Origin of the sequence: Pseudomonas sp. NPDC088890 (assembly GCF_044900155.1) — a bacterium.
GTDB classification, from domain to species: Bacteria; Pseudomonadota; Gammaproteobacteria; order Pseudomonadales; family Pseudomonadaceae; genus Aquipseudomonas; species Aquipseudomonas urmiensis.
Window position 1 is genome coordinate 217,627 of record NZ_JBJDNG010000005.1, and the last position, 18,730, is coordinate 236,356.

At 59.0% G+C, this 18,730-nt stretch carries 15 protein-coding genes and 1 pseudogene; 12 read left to right on the forward strand and 4 right to left on the reverse strand.

From position 1 onward, the window contains the following. The first annotated feature begins 7 nt into the window (after window positions 1–7). The gene (locus tag ACI2JX_RS13415; protein WP_368972644.1) at window positions 8–955 is read left to right on the forward strand and encodes a GlxA family transcriptional regulator; all 948 of its coding nucleotides are present in this window, start codon (window positions 8–10) and stop codon (window positions 953–955) included. Window positions 956–1,058: 103 nt separating this feature from the next. Here ACI2JX_RS13415 and ACI2JX_RS13420 read toward each other — a convergent pair whose 3' ends face one another. After that, complete coding sequence (locus ACI2JX_RS13420; RefSeq protein ID WP_186552777.1) at window positions 1,059–1,460, reverse strand: lysozyme inhibitor LprI family protein; 402 nt, start codon at window positions 1,458–1,460, stop codon at window positions 1,059–1,061. A 284-nt stretch (window positions 1,461–1,744) separates the two neighbouring features. Here ACI2JX_RS13420 and ACI2JX_RS13425 point away from each other — a divergent pair, with 284 nt between their 5' ends. The 8 genes from ACI2JX_RS13425 (at window position 1,745) to ACI2JX_RS13460 (ending at window position 11,747) form a co-directional block, all read left to right on the forward strand. Beyond that, complete coding sequence (locus ACI2JX_RS13425) at window positions 1,745–2,722, forward strand: dipeptidase (RefSeq protein WP_186552776.1); 978 nt, start codon at window positions 1,745–1,747, stop codon at window positions 2,720–2,722. A 213-nt stretch (window positions 2,723–2,935) separates the two neighbouring features. Next, a complete protein-coding gene (locus ACI2JX_RS13430) occupies window positions 2,936–3,466 on the forward strand; it encodes a DUF5943 domain-containing protein (RefSeq protein ID WP_264235280.1) in 531 nt (176 codons plus the stop codon). Window positions 3,467–3,481: 15 nt separating this feature from the next. Continuing rightward, entirely contained in the window at window positions 3,482–5,542 is a 2,061-nt protein-coding gene (gene dgcA / locus ACI2JX_RS13435; RefSeq protein ID WP_186552774.1) for a dimethylglycine demethylation protein DgcA, read from the forward strand. 190 nt (window positions 5,543–5,732) lie between these two features. Further along, the gene (gene dgcB, locus ACI2JX_RS13440) at window positions 5,733–7,682 is read left to right on the forward strand and encodes a dimethylglycine demethylation protein DgcB (protein WP_264235281.1); all 1,950 of its coding nucleotides are present in this window, start codon (window positions 5,733–5,735) and stop codon (window positions 7,680–7,682) included. After that, a complete protein-coding gene (locus tag ACI2JX_RS13445; protein ID WP_404690257.1) occupies window positions 7,682–8,914 on the forward strand; it encodes an electron transfer flavoprotein subunit alpha/FixB family protein in 1,233 nt (410 codons plus the stop codon). The genes dgcB and ACI2JX_RS13445 overlap by 1 nt, the downstream gene beginning before the upstream one ends. 10 nt (window positions 8,915–8,924) lie before the next feature. Then, window positions 8,925–9,695, forward strand: coding sequence for an electron transfer flavoprotein subunit beta (locus ACI2JX_RS13450; RefSeq protein WP_392463917.1), 771 nt, complete (start codon window positions 8,925–8,927; stop codon window positions 9,693–9,695). 727 nt (window positions 9,696–10,422) lie between these two features. Beyond that, window positions 10,423–10,710: an RHS repeat-associated core domain-containing protein gene (locus tag ACI2JX_RS13455; RefSeq protein ID WP_404690258.1), complete on the forward strand. Its 288-nt coding sequence runs from the start codon at window positions 10,423–10,425 to the stop codon at window positions 10,708–10,710. Window positions 10,711–10,874: 164 nt separating this feature from the next. Next, window positions 10,875–11,747, forward strand: coding sequence for an RHS repeat-associated core domain-containing protein (locus ACI2JX_RS13460; RefSeq protein WP_404690259.1), 873 nt, complete (start codon window positions 10,875–10,877; stop codon window positions 11,745–11,747). A 157-nt stretch (window positions 11,748–11,904) separates the two neighbouring features. On the opposite strand, the pseudogene ACI2JX_RS13465 reads toward ACI2JX_RS13460, so the two are convergent. Then, window positions 11,905–12,387 (reverse strand): annotated as a pseudogene (locus ACI2JX_RS13465) (SRPBCC family protein); the annotation flags it as partial. Between the two features lie 604 nt (window positions 12,388–12,991). On the opposite strand from ACI2JX_RS13465, the gene ACI2JX_RS13470 reads away from it, so the two are divergent. After that, a complete protein-coding gene (locus tag ACI2JX_RS13470; protein WP_404690260.1) occupies window positions 12,992–13,786 on the forward strand; it encodes an RHS repeat-associated core domain-containing protein in 795 nt (264 codons plus the stop codon). A gap of 147 nt (window positions 13,787–13,933) precedes the next feature. Further along, window positions 13,934–14,818 carry an RHS repeat-associated core domain-containing protein gene (locus ACI2JX_RS13475; RefSeq protein ID WP_404690261.1) on the forward strand — a complete coding sequence of 295 codons (885 nt, stop codon included), beginning with the start codon at window positions 13,934–13,936 and terminating at the stop codon, window positions 14,816–14,818. A gap of 54 nt (window positions 14,819–14,872) precedes the next feature. Here the strand turns inward: ACI2JX_RS13475 and gbcA are convergent, their stop codons facing one another. Further along, on the reverse strand, window positions 14,873–16,162 hold the full coding sequence (gene gbcA / locus ACI2JX_RS13480) for a glycine-betaine demethylase subunit GbcA (RefSeq protein WP_368973413.1): 1,290 nt from the start codon (window positions 16,160–16,162) through the stop codon (window positions 14,873–14,875). A gap of 293 nt (window positions 16,163–16,455) precedes the next feature. Between gbcA and gbcB the strand changes: the two genes are divergently transcribed. Continuing rightward, a complete protein-coding gene (gene gbcB / locus ACI2JX_RS13485; protein WP_186552766.1) occupies window positions 16,456–17,556 on the forward strand; it encodes a glycine-betaine demethylase subunit GbcB in 1,101 nt (366 codons plus the stop codon). Here the strand turns inward: gbcB and ACI2JX_RS13490 are convergent. Next, window positions 17,553–18,398, reverse strand: coding sequence for a nitrilase-related carbon-nitrogen hydrolase (locus ACI2JX_RS13490; RefSeq protein WP_404690262.1), 846 nt, complete (start codon window positions 18,396–18,398; stop codon window positions 17,553–17,555). The genes gbcB and ACI2JX_RS13490 overlap by 4 nt on opposite strands. Window positions 18,399–18,730 lie beyond the last annotated feature (332 nt).

Below are 18,730 nucleotides of genomic sequence, written 5' to 3' on the forward strand. Positions count from 1 at the left end.
GCATTCGATGCCGGACACCATCCACTTTCTGTTGCTGCCGGGCTTTTCGGCGATGGGCTTTATCAGCGCCGTGGAACCGCTGCGCGTGGCCAATCGCTTTCGTGGGCCGCTGTACCACTGGCGCGTGCTCAGCTTAGACGGCGGGGCGGTGCAGGCCAGCAATGGCATGTCGGTGAATGCCGATGCGGCGCTGGGGCAAGAGGCGCCGGGGCGGATGCTGCTGGTAGTGGCGGGCTTCGACCCATTGGCGCATTTTGGCCCAGGGCTGCAACAAGGCTTGCGTCGCTTCGATCATGAAGGGGTGATCCTGGGCGGGATCGATACCGGGGCCATGCTGCTGGCGGAGGCGGGCTTGCTCGATGGCCACCGAGCCACCTTGCATTGGGAGGCGTTGGAGGCGTTCAAGGAACGCTATCCGCGTTTGCAGGCGACGCAGGAGCTGTTCGAAATAGATAGGCGGCGGATTACCTGTGCCGGCGGCACCGCTTCGATTGACCTGATGCTCGACCTGATCGCCCAGGCCCATGGCAGTGAATTGGCGGTGCAGGTGTCCGAGCAGTTCGTGCTTGGGCGGATTCGCCCGCGTCAGGATCACCAGCGCATGCAGATCGCCTCACGCTATGGGATCAGCAACAAGAAGCTGGTCAAGGTGATTGGCGAGATGGAGCGCAATACCGAGCAGCCGCTCAATACCCAGGTGCTGGCCGAGGCGGTGCAGATTACCCGGCGCCAGTTGGAGCGGTTGTTCAAGCTGCACCTGGAAGACACCCCGAGCGGGTTTTACCTGCGCCTGCGCTTGGACAAGGCCAGGCAGTTGTTGCGCCAGACCGACATGAGCGTGCTGGAGGTGAGCATTGCCTGTGGGTTTGAATCGGCGTCGTATTTCACCCGTTGCTATCGGGCCAGGTTTGCCCGCTGTCCGCGCGAGGATCGGCAGCTCAGTGCGGTGTCATGAGATACTCGTGGTCTGCACTGACGCTATCGCGGGGCAAGCCCGCTCCCACGCTGAGTCAGTAGTACGTGGGAGCGGGCTTGCCCCGCGATAGCGTCAGCGCAGCCTACTGCTGACCAATAGACTGCAGATACTCCGAGCGATCATCGCTACGCTGCGCCACACAGGTATCCCAAGCCGCCTGGAACGCCTTGGTGCCCTGTTTCTCGGCATAGGTCTCGACCTTGCAGTCGGCATCACGCACCTGCGTCCACAGGGTCTCGGCAGCCTGGAAACGGGCCGTCAACGCCTCGACCTTCTCGCCTTCATCTGGATACTGGTCGCGAATGCGCTGGATCAAATCGTCGAACGCCGCTTTCAGTTCACGCTCGGCGGTCTGCTTGTTATAGGCCGCACAGGCATAACCTTGCTGGTCGCTGTCGACATTGTCACAAGGTGTGCTTTCTTCCTCGCCGGCGTGGGCGCCCAGCGCAACGGCCGTCAGAACCAGCCATGCCATTGATTTCATCGGTTTTCTCCTCACCCGGCTGAGCAATCGGGGCTGATTCTCGCTCAGCCCGGCCGCGGACGATAGCTCTCTGACGAAATGTTCATCAAGTTCAGAAAATGCCCTTATCGAGAGTCGCTCTCAACACCGCAGGGTGCGGCGCAGGGCACTTGTCGCGGATTGACGCTTTCGGCAAACCCCCTGTCGTTTTTGCATCCGGCTCCCCGGTCGTGCAGGCATATGCTGGCCCCAAAGCGCCGACACAACGTTCGGCGCAGACCAAGTCAATAAAAGGGGACAGCCTGATGAGCCCAGCCGAATTACACGCCGACAGCATCGTCATCGATGGCCTGATCATCGCCAAGTGGAACCGCGAGCTGTTCGAAGACATGCGCAAAGGCGGCTTGACCGCAGCCAACTGCACGGTGTCGGTTTGGGAAGGGTTCAAGGCCACCGTCGACAACATCGCCTCCAGTCAGAAGCTGATTCGCGACAACAGCGACCTGGTGATGCCGGTGCGCACCACCGCCGACATCCGCAAGGCCAAGGAGCTGGGCAAGACCGGCATCCTGTTCGGCTTCCAGAACGCCCACGCCTTCGAAGACCAGATCGCCTACGTCGACGTGTTCAAGCAGCTGGGCGTGGGCATCGTGCAGATGTGCTACAACACCCAGAACCTGGTCGGCACTGGTTGCTACGAGCGCGATGGCGGTCTGTCGGGCTTTGGCCGCGAGATCGTCGCCGAGATGAACCGCGTCGGCATCATGTGCGACCTGTCCCACGTCGGTTCCAAGACCTCTGAAGAGGTCATCCTCGAATCGAAAAAGCCCGTCTGCTACTCGCACTGCCTGCCTTCGGGCCTCAAAGAACACCCACGCAACAAGTCCGATGAAGAACTGAAGTTCATCGCCGACCACGGCGGCTTCGTTGGCGTGACCATGTTCGCGCCGTTCCTGGCCAAGGGCATCGATTCGACCATCGACGACTACGCCGAGGCCATCGAGTACACCATGAACATCGTCGGTGAAGACGCCATCGGCATTGGCACCGACTTCACCCAGGGTCACGGCCAGGACTTCTTCGAGTACCTGACCCACGACAAGGGCTATGCCCGTCGCCTGACCAACTTCGGCAAGATCATCAACCCGCTGGGCATTCGCACTGTGGGCGAGTTCCCCAACCTCACCGAGACCTTGCTCAAGCGCGGCCACCCCGAGCGCGTGGTGCGCAAGATCATGGGCGAGAACTGGGTCAGTGTCCTCAAGGACGTCTGGGGCGAGTGAGCACTGCTGGGGCCTACTGCGCGCGCCGATCGCTGCGTCAGGCCCTCACGAAAAGCTCGCCGTGCCTCGGCACTGTCTCGCTTTTCGCTTCGGCCCTTCCTTGCGCTCGACGCGCTCGCTACGGCCCCAACAGCACTCACAGCGGCTGTTTATAAAAGCAAGAGCCAACGCGGCTTTTGATCGAATCGAACATTTTTATGGAGTTAAGTTTCCATGGCTAAGATCGCCCCGCAATTGCCTATCGAAGTCGACAGCGAGACCGGTGTCTGGACCAGCGACGCCCTGCCGATGCTGTACGTGCCACGGCATTTCTTCGTCAACAACCATATGGGCATCGAGGAAGTGCTGGGCGCCGACGCCTACGCCGAGATCCTCTACAAGGCGGGCTACAAGTCGGCCTGGCACTGGTGTGAAAAGGAAGCCGAATGCCATGGCCTGGAAGGTGTGGCGGTGTTCGAGCACTACATGAAGCGTCTGTCGCAACGCGGCTGGGGCCTGTTCGAGATCCAGGACATCGACCTGGACAAGGGCACTTGCAGCGTCAAGCTCAAGCACTCGGCGTTCGTCTACGTGTACGGCAAGGTCGGGCGCAAGGTCGACTACATGTTCACTGGCTGGTTTGCCGGCGCCATGGACCAGATTCTCGCTGCCCGCGGCAGCTCGATCCGCACTGTGGCCGAGCAGGTCTATGGCGGTTCGGAAGAGGGCCACGAAGATGGCCTGTTCGTTACAAGACCGTTGTAAGCCGGAGAGAGCGTCATGGCCTTCGAAGCAATGTTCCAGCCGATCCAGATCGGCAAACTGACCATCCGCAACCGTGTGCTGAGCACCGCGCACGCCGAGGTGTATGCCACTGATGGCGGCATGACTACCGACCGCTACGTCAAATACTACGAAGAGAAGGCCAAGGGCGGCATCGGCCTGGCCATCTGCGGCGGCTCGTCGGTGGTGGCCATCGACAGCCCGCAAGAATGGTGGTCATCGGTCAACCTGTCGACCGACCGCATTATTCCGCACTTCCAGAACCTGGCTGACGCCATGCACAAGCATGGCGCCAAGATCATGATCCAGATTACCCACATGGGCCGTCGCTCGCGTTGGGATGGCTTCAACTGGCCGACCTTGATGTCGCCGTCGGGCATCCGTGAACCGGTACACCGCGCCACCTGCAAGACCATCGAGCCGGAAGAGATCTGGCGGGTGATCGGCAACTACGCGCAAGCCGCGCGTCGCGCTAAAGAAGGCGGCCTGGATGGTGTTGAGCTGTCGGCCGTGCACCAGCACATGATCGACCAGTTCTGGAGCCCACGGGTCAACAAGCGTACCGACGAATGGGGCGGCAGTTTCGAAGGCCGGATGAAATTCGGCCTGGAAGTGCTCAAGGCGGTGCGCGCCGAGGTGGGTGACGACTTCTGCGTGGGGATGCGCATCTGCGGGGACGAGTTCCACCCCGATGGCCTCAGCCACGAGGACATGAAGCAGATCGCCGCGTATTACGACGCCACCGGCATGCTCGACTTCTTCGGCGTGATCGGCTCGGGCTGCGACACCCACAACACCCTGGCCAACGTCATCCCCAACATGAGCTATCCGCCAGAGCCGTTCCTGCACCTGGCGGCCGGCATCAAGGAGGTGGTCAAGGTCCCGGTACTGCATGCGCAGAATATCAAGGACCCGAACCAAGCCACGCGCATCCTTGAGGGCGGCTATGTCGACATGGTCGGCATGACGCGTGCGCACATCGCCGACCCGCACCTGATCGCCAAGATCAAGATGGGGCAGGTCGACCAGATCAAGCAGTGCGTCGGTGCCAACTACTGCATCGACCGGCAGTACCAAGGCCTGGATGTGCTGTGCATCCAGAACGCCGCGACCTCCCGTGAATACATGGGCGTGCCGCACATTATCGAAAAATCCACCGGGCCTAAACGCAAGGTGGTGGTGGTTGGCGCCGGCCCTGCGGGGATGGAGGCGGCACGGGTGGCCGCCGAGCGTGGTCATGACGTCACCGTGTTCGAGAAGAAAGAACAGATCGGCGGGCAGATCACCATTGCCGCCAAGGCTCCGCAGCGCGATCAGATCGCCGGTATCACCCGCTGGTATCAGCTGGAGTTCGCCCGCTTGAAGATCGACCTGCGCTTGGGCACGGCAGCCGACGTGGCGGCTATCCAGGATCTGCGTCCGGATGTGATCGTGCTGGCGGTGGGCGGTCATCCGTTCGTCGAGCAGAACGAGCACTGGGGCGCTGCCGAAGGGCTGGTGGTCAGCAGTTGGGACGTGCTCGACGGCAAGGTTGCGCCGGGCAAGAACGTGCTGGTGTACGACACCATCTGCGAATTCACCGGTATGTCGACAGCCGACTTCCTGGCGGACAAAGGTTCTCAGGTCGAGATCGTCACCGACGACATCAAGCCGGGCGTAGCCATTGGCGGCACCAGCTTCCCGACCTACTACCGCAGCATGTACCCCAAGGAAGTGATCATGACCGGCGACCTGATGCTGGACAAGGTCTACCGCGAGGGCGACAAGCTGGTGGCAGTGCTGGAGAACGAGTACACCGGCGCCAAAGAGGAGCGGGTGGTCGACCAGGTGGTGATCGAGAACGGTGTGCGGCCTGACGAGGCGCTGTACTACGCGCTCAAGGAAGACTCGCGCAACAAGGGCCAGATCGACGTGGAGGCGCTGTTCGCCATCAAGCCGCAGCCGATCCTCAGCCAGCCGGGCGAAGGCTACTTGCTGTACCGCATCGGCGACTGTGTGGCCCAACGCAACGTGCATGCGGCGATCTACGACGCCTTGCGCCTGTGCAAGGATTTCTGATCCTGGCGGCATGAACACCGCTCCTGTCGGGGCGGGACTGGCCCCCTGTGGGAGCGGGCTTGCCCGCGAAAGCGTCAGCATGAACAACAGTGTTGTCTGATCTGACGCATTCGCGGGCAAGCCCGCTCCCACAGGGTCCGCGCCCATCATGAGAATTGGCGCAAGCATTCAGCTGTTGTGGGAGCCTCCCATGTTGAACACCCTTCTACCCATCCTGCTGTTCGCTGCCCTTGCGCTGGCGGTGCTCGGCGCCGTGCGCCGGGTGCGCATGTGGCGCCGCGGGCGACCGTCCAAGGTCAACCTGCTCGGCGGGTTGCTGGCCATGCCGCGCCGTTACCTGGTCGATTTGCACCACGTGGTCGAGCGCGACAAGTACATGTCCAAGACCCACGTGGCCACGGCCGGCGGCTTTGTCCTGTCGGCGGCTTTGGCGATCCTGGTGCACGGCTTTGGCCTGCAGAGCAAGATCCTCGGCTACGGGCTGCTGGTGGCCACGGTGATCATGTTCACAGGCGCCATTTTCGTCTTCAAGCGTCGGCTCAACCCACCTGCGCGCCTGTCCAAGGGCCCGTGGATGCGCTTGCCCAAGAGCCTGCTGGTGTTCGCTGCCAGCTTCTTCATCGCCACCTTGCCGGTTGCCGGCATCCTGCCTGCCGGCACCGGTGGCTGGGTGATGGTCGGCGTGCTTGGCCTGGGTGTGCTGTGGGGTGTGTCCGAGCTGTTCTTCGGCATGACCTGGGGCGGGCCGATGAAGCACGCCTTCGCTGGCGCCCTGCACCTGGCCTGGCACCGGCGCGCCGAGCGCTTCGGCGGTGGCCGTTCCACTGGCCTGAAGCCGCTCGATCTGGAAGACCCCAACGCACCGCTGGGGGTGGAAAAACCCGTCGATTTCACCTGGAACCAACTGCTCGGTTTCGACGCTTGCGTGCAGTGCGGTAAGTGTGAGGCCATGTGCCCGGCGTTCGCCGCAGGCCAGCCGCTGAACCCGAAGAAACTCATCCAGGACATGGTCATTGGCCTGGCCGGTGGCACCGATGCCACGTTCGCGGGCAGCCCGTATCCAGGTAAGCCCATTGGCGAGCATGGCGGCCATCCGCACCAGCCGATCGTCAATGGCCTGGTCGACGCCGAAACCCTGTGGTCGTGCACCACCTGTCGTGCCTGCGTCGAGGAGTGCCCGATGATGATCGAGCACGTCGATGCCATCGTCGACATGCGTCGTCACCTGACCCTGGAGAAGGGCGCGACCCCGAACAAAGGCGCCGAGGTGCTCGACAACCTGATCGCCACCGACAACCCTGGCGGCTTCAACCCGGGCGGGCGGATGAACTGGGCCGCCGACCTGAACATGCCATTGCTGGCGGATGTGCAGAGCACCGAGGTGCTGTTCTGGGTCGGTGATGGCGCCTTCGACATGCGCAATCAACGCACCCTGCGCGCCTTCGTCAAAGTACTCAAGGCCTCCGGTGTGGACTTTGCCGTGCTCGGCCTGGAAGAGCGCGACAGTGGCGATGTGGCCCGCCGTCTGGGCGATGAAGCGACCTTCCAGCTGCTGGCCAAGCGCAATATCCAGACGCTGGCCAAGTACCGGTTCCAGCGCATCGTCACCTGCGACCCGCACAGCTTCCATGTGCTGAAAAACGAGTACGGCGCCCTTGGCGGCGACTACCAGGTGCAGCACCACAGCACCTATATCGCCGAGTTGATTGCCGCCAACAAACTCAACCTCGGTCAGCACAAAGGCGGCAGCGTGACCTATCACGACCCGTGCTACCTGGGCCGCTACAACGGCGAGTACGAAGCCCCCCGTGCAGTGCTCAAGGCGCTTGGCATCGAGGTGCGCGAGATGCAACGTTCAGGCTTCCGCTCACGTTGCTGTGGCGGTGGCGGCGGCGCGCCGATCACTGACATTCCGGGCAAGCAACGGATCCCAGACATGCGCATGGACGATATCCGCGAGACCGAGGCGCAGCTGGTGGCCGTGGGTTGTCCACAGTGCACGGCAATGCTCGAAGGCGTGGTCGAGCCGCGTCCACAAATCAAGGATCTCGCCGAATTGGTGGCTGACGTGCTGATCGAAGACGACGCCCCCGCCGCAAAGCCCCCAGTAGCCAAACGTGAACCTGCGGAGGTGCACTGATGAGCGACATCATCCGCCGCGACCCACGCGCTGAGTGGATCGCCCGCAACCGCCTGCACCCGCTGCATGCGGCGATGCAGACGCAACAGACCAGCTGGATGGGGCCTAACGGCATCCTCCGGAAGAACCCTCATGCGATTGCCGCAGGGTTCATCGGCCCTAACGGCCTCAAGCGGCTCGACCGCAGCGGTGCCCAGCACGGCACAGGTGTGGGCGGGCGGCGCAGCGCGGCGGCTGAAGTGCAGCTGCCGCTGCATCAGGTGGCCGACCCTGCCTTCTACATCGCCGTAGTGCCGGACATGGTCGGTGGTCGCCTCGGCAGCCACGACCGCGACGTGCTGGGCCTGGCCCACAGCCTGGCGGGCAGCGAGGGGGCGGTGCTGGCCATCGTCTTTGGCGAACACAAGGAAAATAACTTTTCCACAGCCGGGGTTGATCGCCTGCTGGTCATCGACGGTGAAGCGTTCCAGGGCTATGCCCCTGAGCAACTGGTGCAAGGCCTGCGCGCTGTGGATAACCAGTTCACCCCGCGCCATTGGCTGCTGCCCGACAGCCGTACCGGTGGCGGCGAACTGGGTCGGCGCCTCGGCGCGGCACTGGGCGAGCGCCCGGCGACGCGGGTTTGGCAGGTCAAGGATGGCCAGTGCATCGGCCGCGCCGGCTCCGGCCAGCAAGACCTGCAGCGCGGCATCGCCCGGTTGATACTGGCTGGCGCCGAATGCGCCGAACCGGTCAACGAGACTCGCCATGAAGCCCTGCCGGTCGAGTTGTCCACAAGCATTGCGCGCAGCCTGTCGCGGATTGAAGACCTCGGCCCGGTGGCGGTCGACCCTGCTGCGATCGCCATGGCCGAATCAGAGTTCATCGTCTCTGGCGGCAACGGCGTCAAGGATTGGGCGCTTTTCCACAGGGCCACTGCCGCCCTTGGCGCCACCGAAGGCGCCTCGCGGGTGGCGGTGGACGACGGCTTCATGCCGCGTAACCGCCAGGTAGGTGCTACCGGTACCTGGGTTACTGCGCGGGTCTACGTGGCTGTGGGTATCTCTGGCGCAATCCAGCACCTGCAGGGCATCGGCGCCTGCGACAAGGTGGTGGCGATCAATATGGACCCCGGCTGCGACATGATCAAACGGGCTGACCTGTCGGTGATTGGCGACAGCGCGGCGATTCTTCAAGCATTGATCGAGGCTGTGGACAACTTCCGCAGCGCCGGCCAACGCGACGCGGCATAAGGGCATGAGCATGAGTACGAAAGTCATCAGCCTGGTCTCCATCGGCGCCCACCCAAGCTCCGGCCGCACCCGCCGCGCCGAACAGGATGCGCGCGCCGTGGAGCTGGGGTTGCAACTGGCTGGGGATAACTTGCAGGTCGTGCATGCCGGCGACCCTCGGGAAGAGGCACTGCGCGCCTATCTGGGCATGGGGTTGGACCACTTGGATGTGCTGGAGCAGCCCGCTGGCGCCGATGTGCTGGGCGTGCTCGGGGATTACCTGCGTGATGCTGGCGCCCAGTTGGTGCTCACCGGCAGCCAGGCGGAAACCGGCGAAGGTTCGGGGATGTTGCCGTTCTTGTTGGCGGAGAAGCTCGGTTGGCCGCTGATCGTGGGGCTCGCAGAAGTAGAGTCGATCGACAATGGCACCGCCCAGGTGCTGCAAGCCCTGCCGCGAGGCCAGCGGCGTCGTCTGAAAGTACGCCTGCCGTTGCTGGCGACTGTGGATAACGCTGCGCCAAAGCCGCGCCAGAGTGCTTTTGGCCCGGCGCGACGGGGTGTGCTGGCTGCGCGGAACGTGGCTGTGGTCGAGGATGAGCTGCTAACCGATGCCGAGCTGCAGCCCGCTAGACCCCGCCCCAAACGGCTCAAGGTAATCAAGGCCAAGAGCGGTGCAGACCGCATGAAGGCCGCCACAGCCAAGGCCAGTGGCGGCGGCGGCAAGGTGCTCAAGGATGTTTCTCCACAGGAAGGGGCCGAGGCTATTCTCAAGCTGCTGGTGGAGGAGGGGGTCTTACGCTGAAGGGTTGTGCACAAAGACTGTTGGCCCCTCTGTGGATAAAGTGTTTGCGCATTGCTCAAACCCTCTGAGCACGGGGCCTTCAGGAGATTGAGTAAAAAATGATCAAATAAGGCCTGTCACTTACGGCCAATGGGTCCGCTGCGCGGCCCATCGCAGGCTGCGCCAGCTCCCACAGGGTTCTGCATACCCCTTTCGTGTGGTTGACCCAGCATTCTGTAGGAGCTGCGCAGCCTGCGATTGGGCTGCAAAGCAGCCCCAGTTACTGGCCCTAATTCTTTGCGCTCAACTGCGTTCGCCTGAAATTACCCACAAACCCTGTGAGCGCCCTTGTGGATAAACTGTTTGATGATCCCTGCAGCCCCCGGCTATCAGCGTGTGTGCGTGATTGCTCATTAATTGATCAGTCGCTATCTAACGGGCTGGATATTAATAGGAACTAGGTGCTTATCCCTGTTATCCACAGCGCCGTTGGGTCTTGGCAACAGTTGTCTACAAACTCTGTTGGTTGCTCTGTGGATAAGGTGTTGGGTTAGCACTGGAGCCATTGCCGTTCATGGGCTAGAGGCTTTTGTCTGTTTTTTAACCAGCGCCTTCAATGTTGCACTGGGCGCTTTTTGATAGCGTCGCCCACTCCGGCCCGGTCTATCGACCTGGCATTTTTGATAGGTTCGCCAACTACATTGCACTGATAGCCTACTGGCAAGATTCCGAACCTGGAGATTCCAGAATGGCTACCCAGCAGCTACTAGCGACAGATCGCCTTTTAAGCCCGCTTATGACGATGGGTGCAAGCGGCCGTTCCTGGGCTGCTTACACCCCATACAGCTATCGACCTGCGCAAGATACCGCTCCTTCTTTGGGGTTTACCGGGCAACTGCCTGAGCGTGCATTAGGGTGGTATCTGCTTGGCAACGGTCATCGAGCCTACAATCCAGTGCTGATGCGTTTTCATTCTGCGGATCAGTTAAATCCGTTTGGTGCAGGTGGGATCAATCCTTATGCCTTGCCATGGTGATCCAATAAATCGCCATGACCGCAGCGGAATGCAAGATGAACCCGTTCCAGGCCAATTAATCTGGGACGATGCGGCATCACACGCAGCTAGCTTATTTGCAATGTACAGAGCTGATAGAGATATTCCTGTACTGTATAAAATGGTCAGGATGCGGATTATAAATTATGTCGAAAATTAAAATCCTGGCAACAGATCAACTCCAAACCCCGCTTTCACTGCTGGGTGCAGGCGGCCAGTTCCATAGTGCCTACACCCCCTACGGATACCGCCCTGCACAATCCCCATCCCCCTTGCTCGGGTTTACCGGGCAGCTGCGCGAGCGTGAGCTGGGCTGGTATCTGCTTGGTAATGGCTACCGCGCCTATAATCCGGTGTTGATGCGTTTTCATTCGCCAGATCGTTTGAGCCCATTTGGGCTTGGGTGGATCAATTCCTATGCGTATTGTGGTGGGGATCCTGTTAACTTCCATGACCGGAGTGGTAAGACTTTAATGTCAATGCTCACCAGCGTTTGGCAGGCGTTAGTTGGTTTTAAAGCCAACTTTTTTGGGTCGGCTGCTCCCGCTATTGGAAACATAAGTAGCGCCATCGGATCACACTATAATCCCGACACCCAAAATCCATTGATCACAGTGACTGGCTTTACTGAAACCGCGGCTTCAATTGTTGCGACCGGGTCCTTCTTTGCAGGATACGATTCTTTGATGAATACGGCAAACACTATAGCTGGCGGGATATCAATGTATAATTCAAGTCGCGGGCTATTCACGGATATTAGCCAGCCGCAACGCAGTGCAGGTACTATTCCACGGGAGACCATTATTGACATGTATACGCCTCCCCTTACACCGATCCCTGAAGGCCAGAGTTTGAGCCGTGCCTATAGTAGACAGGATTCAGCGTTGAACTCTGTAGAGGCCAGAATGTTAATGAATGAGCTGAATGATACACGCCGGGAGAGGGACGCTTGGCAACAAAGAGCTCTATTTGCAGAACAAGAAATTATATCGACTATGGCTTGGGTCAGAGAGCAGTGATCTTATTTGCAGTCAGAAGGCGGAATACAAGGCGTAGTGCGTATTCGTTGTTTTCAGATCATAGGAAGGCAGCTGAAAATGATACGCGAGATTGTAAGTCGTGTTGTTTTCAGCTAGTTAAATACGCCCCAGGCCGGGTAGCCTTGGGGCGTAGTTTTTATTGTTCACTTACTTCTTTTAGATAAGCGGCTGGCTCCGCCTCCAAATTCTCCAGTACCCGCTGGCTATACCAGTCGATAAAGTTAACCACGCCAAATTCGTAAGTCTTCGAGTAAGGCCCCGGCTGATAGGCGGTGGAGTTGATCCACCGCTGATTTTCCTCCGCCAAGCGCCGATCCTGATCGTTGGTGGCATCCCACACCTTGCGCATGTCATCGGGGTTGTAATCCACCCCCTCCACCGCATCCTTGTGCACCAACCACTTGGTGGTGACCATGGTTTCCTGCGCGCTGATCGGCCATACGGTGAAGACGATGATGTGATCACCCATGCAGTGGTTCCACGAGTGCGGCAGGTGCAGGATGCGCATCGAGCCGAGGTCGGGGTTCTTGATCCGGCCCATCAGTTTTTGGCAGGCCTGCTTGCCGTCCATGGTCATCGACACAATGCCCTTGAGCAGCGACCTGCGCACGAGGCGGTTAAGCATCCATCGCCGTCAAGGTCGGTTCTCACAGAAAGACAGTTGCTCCCACAGGTATCTGCATACCCCGTTCGTGTGGTTGACCCAGCTTTCTGTAGGAGCTGGCGCAGCCTGCGATTGGGCTGCAAAGCAGCCCCCGTTACGGGCCCTAGTTCTTTGCGCTCAGTGCGTTGGCGTGTAATTACCCACAAACACTGTTAGCGGCCTTGTGGATAAACTGTTCGATGATCCCTACAGCCCGTAGCTATCAACGTGTGCGCGTGATTGTTCATTAATTGACAGCCTCTGTCTAATGGGCTGGATAACCAGCACACATAGGGGCTTATCCCTGTTATCCACAGCACTGTTTAGTTGCGGCACTAGTTGTCTACAAACTCAGTTGGTTGCTCTGTGGATAAGGTGTTGGGTTACCGCTGGGCCCGTTGCCGCTCATGGGCTACAGAGTTTTGTCTGTTTTTTAACCAGCGGCTTGGGTGCTGAACCTGACGGGCTTTTTTGAGGCCGCCCATTCCGCCCACTCCATCGACCTGGCATTTTTGTCAGGTTCGCTAAAAGCGTTGCACTGATAGCCTGCTGGCAAGATTCCGAACCTGAAGACTCCGCAATGGCCACCCAGCAGTTGCTAGCGACAGATCGCCTTTTAAGTCCATTTATGGCGCTTGGGGCAACTGGGCGTTCCAGTAATGCTTACACCCCCTATGGATATTGCCCTGCAAAATCCACGTCCCCCTTGCTCGGGTTTACCGGGCAATTACGTGAGCCTGATCTGGGCTGGTATCTGCTAGGTAATGGCTACCGCGCCTTCAATACGAAACTGATGCGATTCCATTCGCCGGATCGCCTGAGTCCGTTTGGAAAGGGTGGAATTAATGCCTATGCCTACTGTGAAGGTGACCCTGTCAATTGGCAGGACTTTTCCGGGCGAAACAGAACCAGAAAAAGGAGTTTTTCTAGGAGCGCAGAGAATATCTCGGATGGAAATAATCGCTTAGCGGTTGAGCATTCAATGAATATGAAGCTGTATCAGCAGCTTCATGACGTGGATCAAGGGAGGCGTAATTTCCAAGAGTATGTAAATAAACTGAGCGACGCAATAGTTGATACTGAATATCTTGTTAAAGCTGACCGCTCTCCTAGCGGCGATCCACATTCTGGTGAGAGTTTAAAACGTCTTACCGAGCTCGCGCAACTGTATATGAAACGAGCGGAATATGACAATAAGCTCTTAGCGCTTGAGTTTGAGTTTAATCGATTGAACGCGCAACTAGAGTCCAATGCTAGAACCCTTAGGGAGATTCGCGAAATAGACAGTGGCTATGATGATGCGATCCACGGTATTGAGAAGCGGTTAGCTGATGAGACTCCACCAGCTTATGCGTGGAGAAAGGGGTCATTATGAATGAGCAGAAAATTGCTGGGGGGCTAGGCCGGCAAGAAAGAGTAAGTTTGAGATCCAAATATGACGGGTGCCTAGTCTTAAAGATGTAATGTGTCTATCGATTAACAAACGTTGAGCCGACCCCTCGTCGTGCCTATGGAGTCTATTATGGCCCGTTCACTATCAATTCTTCAAACTGATCACCAATCGAGTGTCATTACATCGATCACAGAAGGCGTACAGGAGGCAATTCAATTCACCCCGTTTGGATATACCAAACCTGCTGAAGCATCCCCCGCAATTGGATATACCGGGCAGTTGTGCGAGAAAGGTTTAGGCTGGTACATGCTGGGAAATGGACATCGCGTTTACAATCCTTTGCTCCGTCGATTTCACTCGGCAGATAGTTTAAGCCTATTTGATCGAGGCGGGTTAAATGCCTACGCGTATGTCCTAAATAATCCTGTAAATTTGATTGATCCAGATGGGCGAAACCCACTGAAGTACACCCTCTCAGCCATTGGTATTGCGAAATCCGGCCTCGCTGGGATACATAGCACGTATAAGATGTTAAAAGACATTTCTTCAAATCCCGTTATTTTTTATACCATCACAGGTTATGCTCTGAAAACGATCGGAGAAGTTTTTACTACTACAGTGGAGACGATAAAGATCAACCAAACGATTATGTCCGTTGATCGAGCATCGTCTCATATGGATTACGATCCTAATGAATTCGGTTTGACCGTTGCGTATATGGTTGGTAAAACTGCAGGTCTTGTGGGGGAAGCGATGCTATTAGGAGTGAGTGCAGCTGCTCATTTTGGAGGAGGCACTAATGTAAAAGCAAAAAGTGCTGAGCAAGGGGGCGTTAATAGGAGCTTGCTTGATAATCCACCTCCAGATACAGCCCCACCCAGGCCTACATCCTTACATTTAACTTTAGATTCACCCTCATCTCTTCGAGGGAAACCATCAACGCGAGGTCGCGGGCGCGGGAGGGGTTCTAGAACACCTAGCCAAACGATGAGTTCCATGAGAACAGAGCAGTAAGTTTCCTATGCGTTGAACGGCGCCCCTTTTCTCTAAAAAAGGGGCGCCGCCATCCTAGGCTTTAAGTTCCTTGAGATAAGGCGCTGGCTCCGCCCCCAAATTCTCCAGCACCCGCTGGCTATACCAGTCGATAAAGTTCACTACGCCAAACTCATAAGTCTTCGAATACGGCCCCGGCTGATACGCGGTGGAGTTGATCCCGCGTTGGTTCTCTTCCGCCAACCGCCGATCCTGATCGTTGGTGGCGTCCCACACTTTACGCATCTGCTCTGGATCGTAATCGACGCCCTCGACCGCATCCTTGTGCACCAACCACTTGGTGGTGACCATGGTTTCCTGCGCGCTGATCGGCCATACGGTGAAGACGATGATGTGATCGCCCATGCAGTGGTTCCACGAGTGCGGCAGGTGCAGGATGCGCATTGAGCCGAGGTCGGGGTTCTTGATCCGGCCCATCAGCTTCTGGCAGGCCTGCTTGCCGTCCATGGTCATCGATACAGTGCCCTTGAGCAGCGGCATGCGCACGATGCGGTTACGCAGGCCATGGCTTTTGTGCAGGTAAGGAATCTTCTCGGCTTCCCAGGCAGCGGCCGAGGCGGCGACGTGGTCCTTGAAGGCCTGGTCGGCGCGGGGGTCTTCGGTGTCGTCCCACTCCAGCAGGGTTTTCAGCAACTCTGGGTGCGAGCCGTTGCAGTGGTAGCACTCGCGGTTGTTTTCCAGCACCAGCTTCCAGTTGGCTTTTTCCATCAAGGTGGTTTGCACCGCCACCTTGGTGTTCTCCATGTCGTACGGTTCCATGTAGTGCTCGAGGGTTTCGAGGAACTCGTCGATGGCCGGTGGGTTCTCGGCCAGGCTGATGAAAATGTAGCCGCCTGCAGTTTTGACGTTGATCGGCTTGAGGCCGTACTGCTTCATGTCGAAATCGGCGCCCATCTCGGTGCCGGCGAACAGCAGGCGGCCGTCGAGCTCGTAGGTCCACTGGTGGTACGGACAGACCAGCTTGGCCACCTTGCCCTTGTCGCTGGTGCACAGCCGTGAGCCACGGTGGCGGCAGACGTTGTGGAAGGCATGCACCTTGCCTTCGGCGCCGCGGATCACGATGACCGGGTTCTTGCCGATCTGCAGGGTGAGGAAGTTACCCTTGGTCGGGATCTCGCAGGTCATGCCGGCGATCAGCCACTCCTTGTGGAAGATCTCCTGCATGTCGATCTGGAACAGACGCTCGTCGGTGTAGAACGGCTGGGGCAGCGAGTAGGTACGCTCGCGGGTCTGCAGCATCTCGGCGGTGGCCTTGCGTGCTGCTTCCAGTGGATCGCCCAAGCTCAGGGTTGCGGTGACGTCCATCGTTTTATCCTCAAGGCCGATAAGGGCCGGCGAAAGGTGGCTAATCGTTATTGTGGTGCCGCAAGGCTGCATGCAAAAAACATCAGGTCTATTTGCGGTGGAGTGTGCGATCAGATACGCCTTGAGCCGTATCCATGGGCGACATGGCCGAATTCAATTCCGACGCGTAAACCCTTGTAGGTCGGGGCTGGTCGCGATAAGCACGCCGATGTCGCTGGCAGGAATGTACGCCGCCAGCGCCTTGAGCATTATCGGAGCCATAAAAGGCCGGTAGTCGGCCGCTGGAGAACACCATGTCCGATACCTTCCTCAACCCGGTCACTACCCAGACCTGGGCCAATGGCCGCCACATCGTGCGCTGCGTCAAGGTCATCCAGGAAACCTGGGATGTGCGCACCTTCTGCTTCATGGCCGACCAGCCGATCATGTTCTTCTTCAAGCCGGGCCAGTTCGTCACCTTGGAGCTTGAGATCGAAGGCAAGCAGGTGATGCGTTCTTACACCATCTCCAGTTCGCCGTCGGTGCCGTACAGCTTCTCGATCACGGTCAAGCGGGTGCCGGGCGGGCATGTTTCCAACTACCTGCACGACACCATGCACGAGGGCGCCGAGCTGCCAGTGCACGGGCCGGTGGGGCTGTTCAACGCGATCGATTTTCCGGCCGGCAAGGTGCTGTACCTGAGCGGTGGCGTGGGCATCACCCCGGTGATGTCGATGGCCCGCTGGTTCTATGACACCAATGCCAATGTCGACATGGTCTTCGTGCACAGCGCCCGCTCACCGAAGGACATCATCTACCACCGCGAGCTCGAGCAGATGGCTTCGCGCATTCCTAATTTCAGCCTGCACATCATTTGCGAGAAGCATGGCTTGGGCGAGCCGTGGGCGGGTTATCGCGGTTACCTGAACCAGCGGCTGATGGAGTTGATCGCTCCCGACTACATGGAGCGCACGGTGTTCTGCTGCGGGCCGACGCCGTACATGACGGCGGTCAAGCGCATGCTCGAAGCGGTTGGTTTCGACATGAAGAACTACCACGAGGAATCGTTCGGCGCGACGCCAGCAGAAGCCAAGGCCGACGCAGTCGAGCATGCCGAACAGGCCGCTGACGCGCCGGAACTGGACCTGTCGGATCTGAACCTGGTGGAGTTCGTCGGCAGCGACAAGAGCATTCGCGTAGCCCCCGGCGAAACCGTGCATGCGGCAGCGGCCAAGGTCGGCTTGATGATTCCCAAGGCCTGCGGCATGGGCATCTGCGGCACCTGCAAGGTGCTCAAGCTCGGTGGCGACGTGGAGATGGAGCACAACGGCGGCATCACCGAAGAAGATGAAGCCGAGGGGTACATCCTGTCGTGCTGCAGTGTGCCCAAGGGTGATGTGCGTATCGACTACTAGGCTTGGCAGAGCTTGCCGTAGAGCTGGGGGCGACGGTCGGCGAGGATGTCGTTGTAGGGTGGAGTGCGCTTGTCGGAGGCTGTGCGCAGTTTGATGTCGGCCACCAGTAATTGCGGCCGATCCAGGCTGATCCCGCCGGCCAGCAGATAGCCGTCGGCACCGACCAGGGTGGAGCCTGCAACCCAGTCCATGCCGCGCTCATGGCCGCAGCGGTCGCAGGCCACGATGAACATGTGATTGACCGCTGCATTGGCTTGTACCCGGGTCACTTCAACTGGGCGCTGCAGTTTCGGTCGAGGCGCTGCCGGCCAGTTGACCGGCGCGCATAGCAGTTGTGTGCCGCCTAGCGCAGCCAGGCGAACCCACTCGGGGAACTGCAAATCGTAACTGAGCATCATCGCCACCCGTCCTAAGCTCGTTTGAACCACGGGCGGGGCGCAGTCGCCCGGGGTGAAGATCAGCGTTTCTCGGTTCCACAGGTGTGCTTTGCGGTAGAAGGTGCGCTGGCCGTTTGGCTGAATCATCACCGAGGTATTGGCCACATGGCCGGCTTCCAGGCGTTCGCAGAATCCTACTATCACGATCAGATCAAGCGCTCGAGCCTGCTCTGCCAGTGCGTTTAGGCGAGTGCCGTCGCGTGACACCGAACAGACGAAGGCTTCTTCCCGGTCGCGTAACGCATTACCGCTCAAGGCCAACTCCGGCAACACCAGCAATTTCGCCTGACGCTCGGCAGCTTCAGACATTGCCTTGAGCGATTGCTCAAGGTTGAAGCTTGGGTCGGCGATTTTGGGCGCGAACTGATAGCAGGCTACACGTTGCTTGGCGTTGGCTTGGGGCATGGGGGTTCTCCTGATTCGACGCCGCTTGGGACAAAGACGCGTGAGGCCTGGACGCGTTGCGGGCAGAGACTGCTCAGATGACCGGGGAGGGCAGGGTCGCTGATAGCTGGCGACCCACCATCACTTTTCCGTAGGCCTAAACGGGGACATTGATAGCTCGAATCGAGAGTTTGATATGTAGGAAAAGTCTGTTTTTGCTTTGGGGAGTACCAGTCCTTTGCAACGTTGCTCACGTTTGATTTTTGGGGCCGCTTTGCGCCCCTTCGCGGGCAAGCCCGCTCCCACAGGGTGAGCGGTGTTTTAACGGACGGCGCTGTACCTGTGGGAGCGGG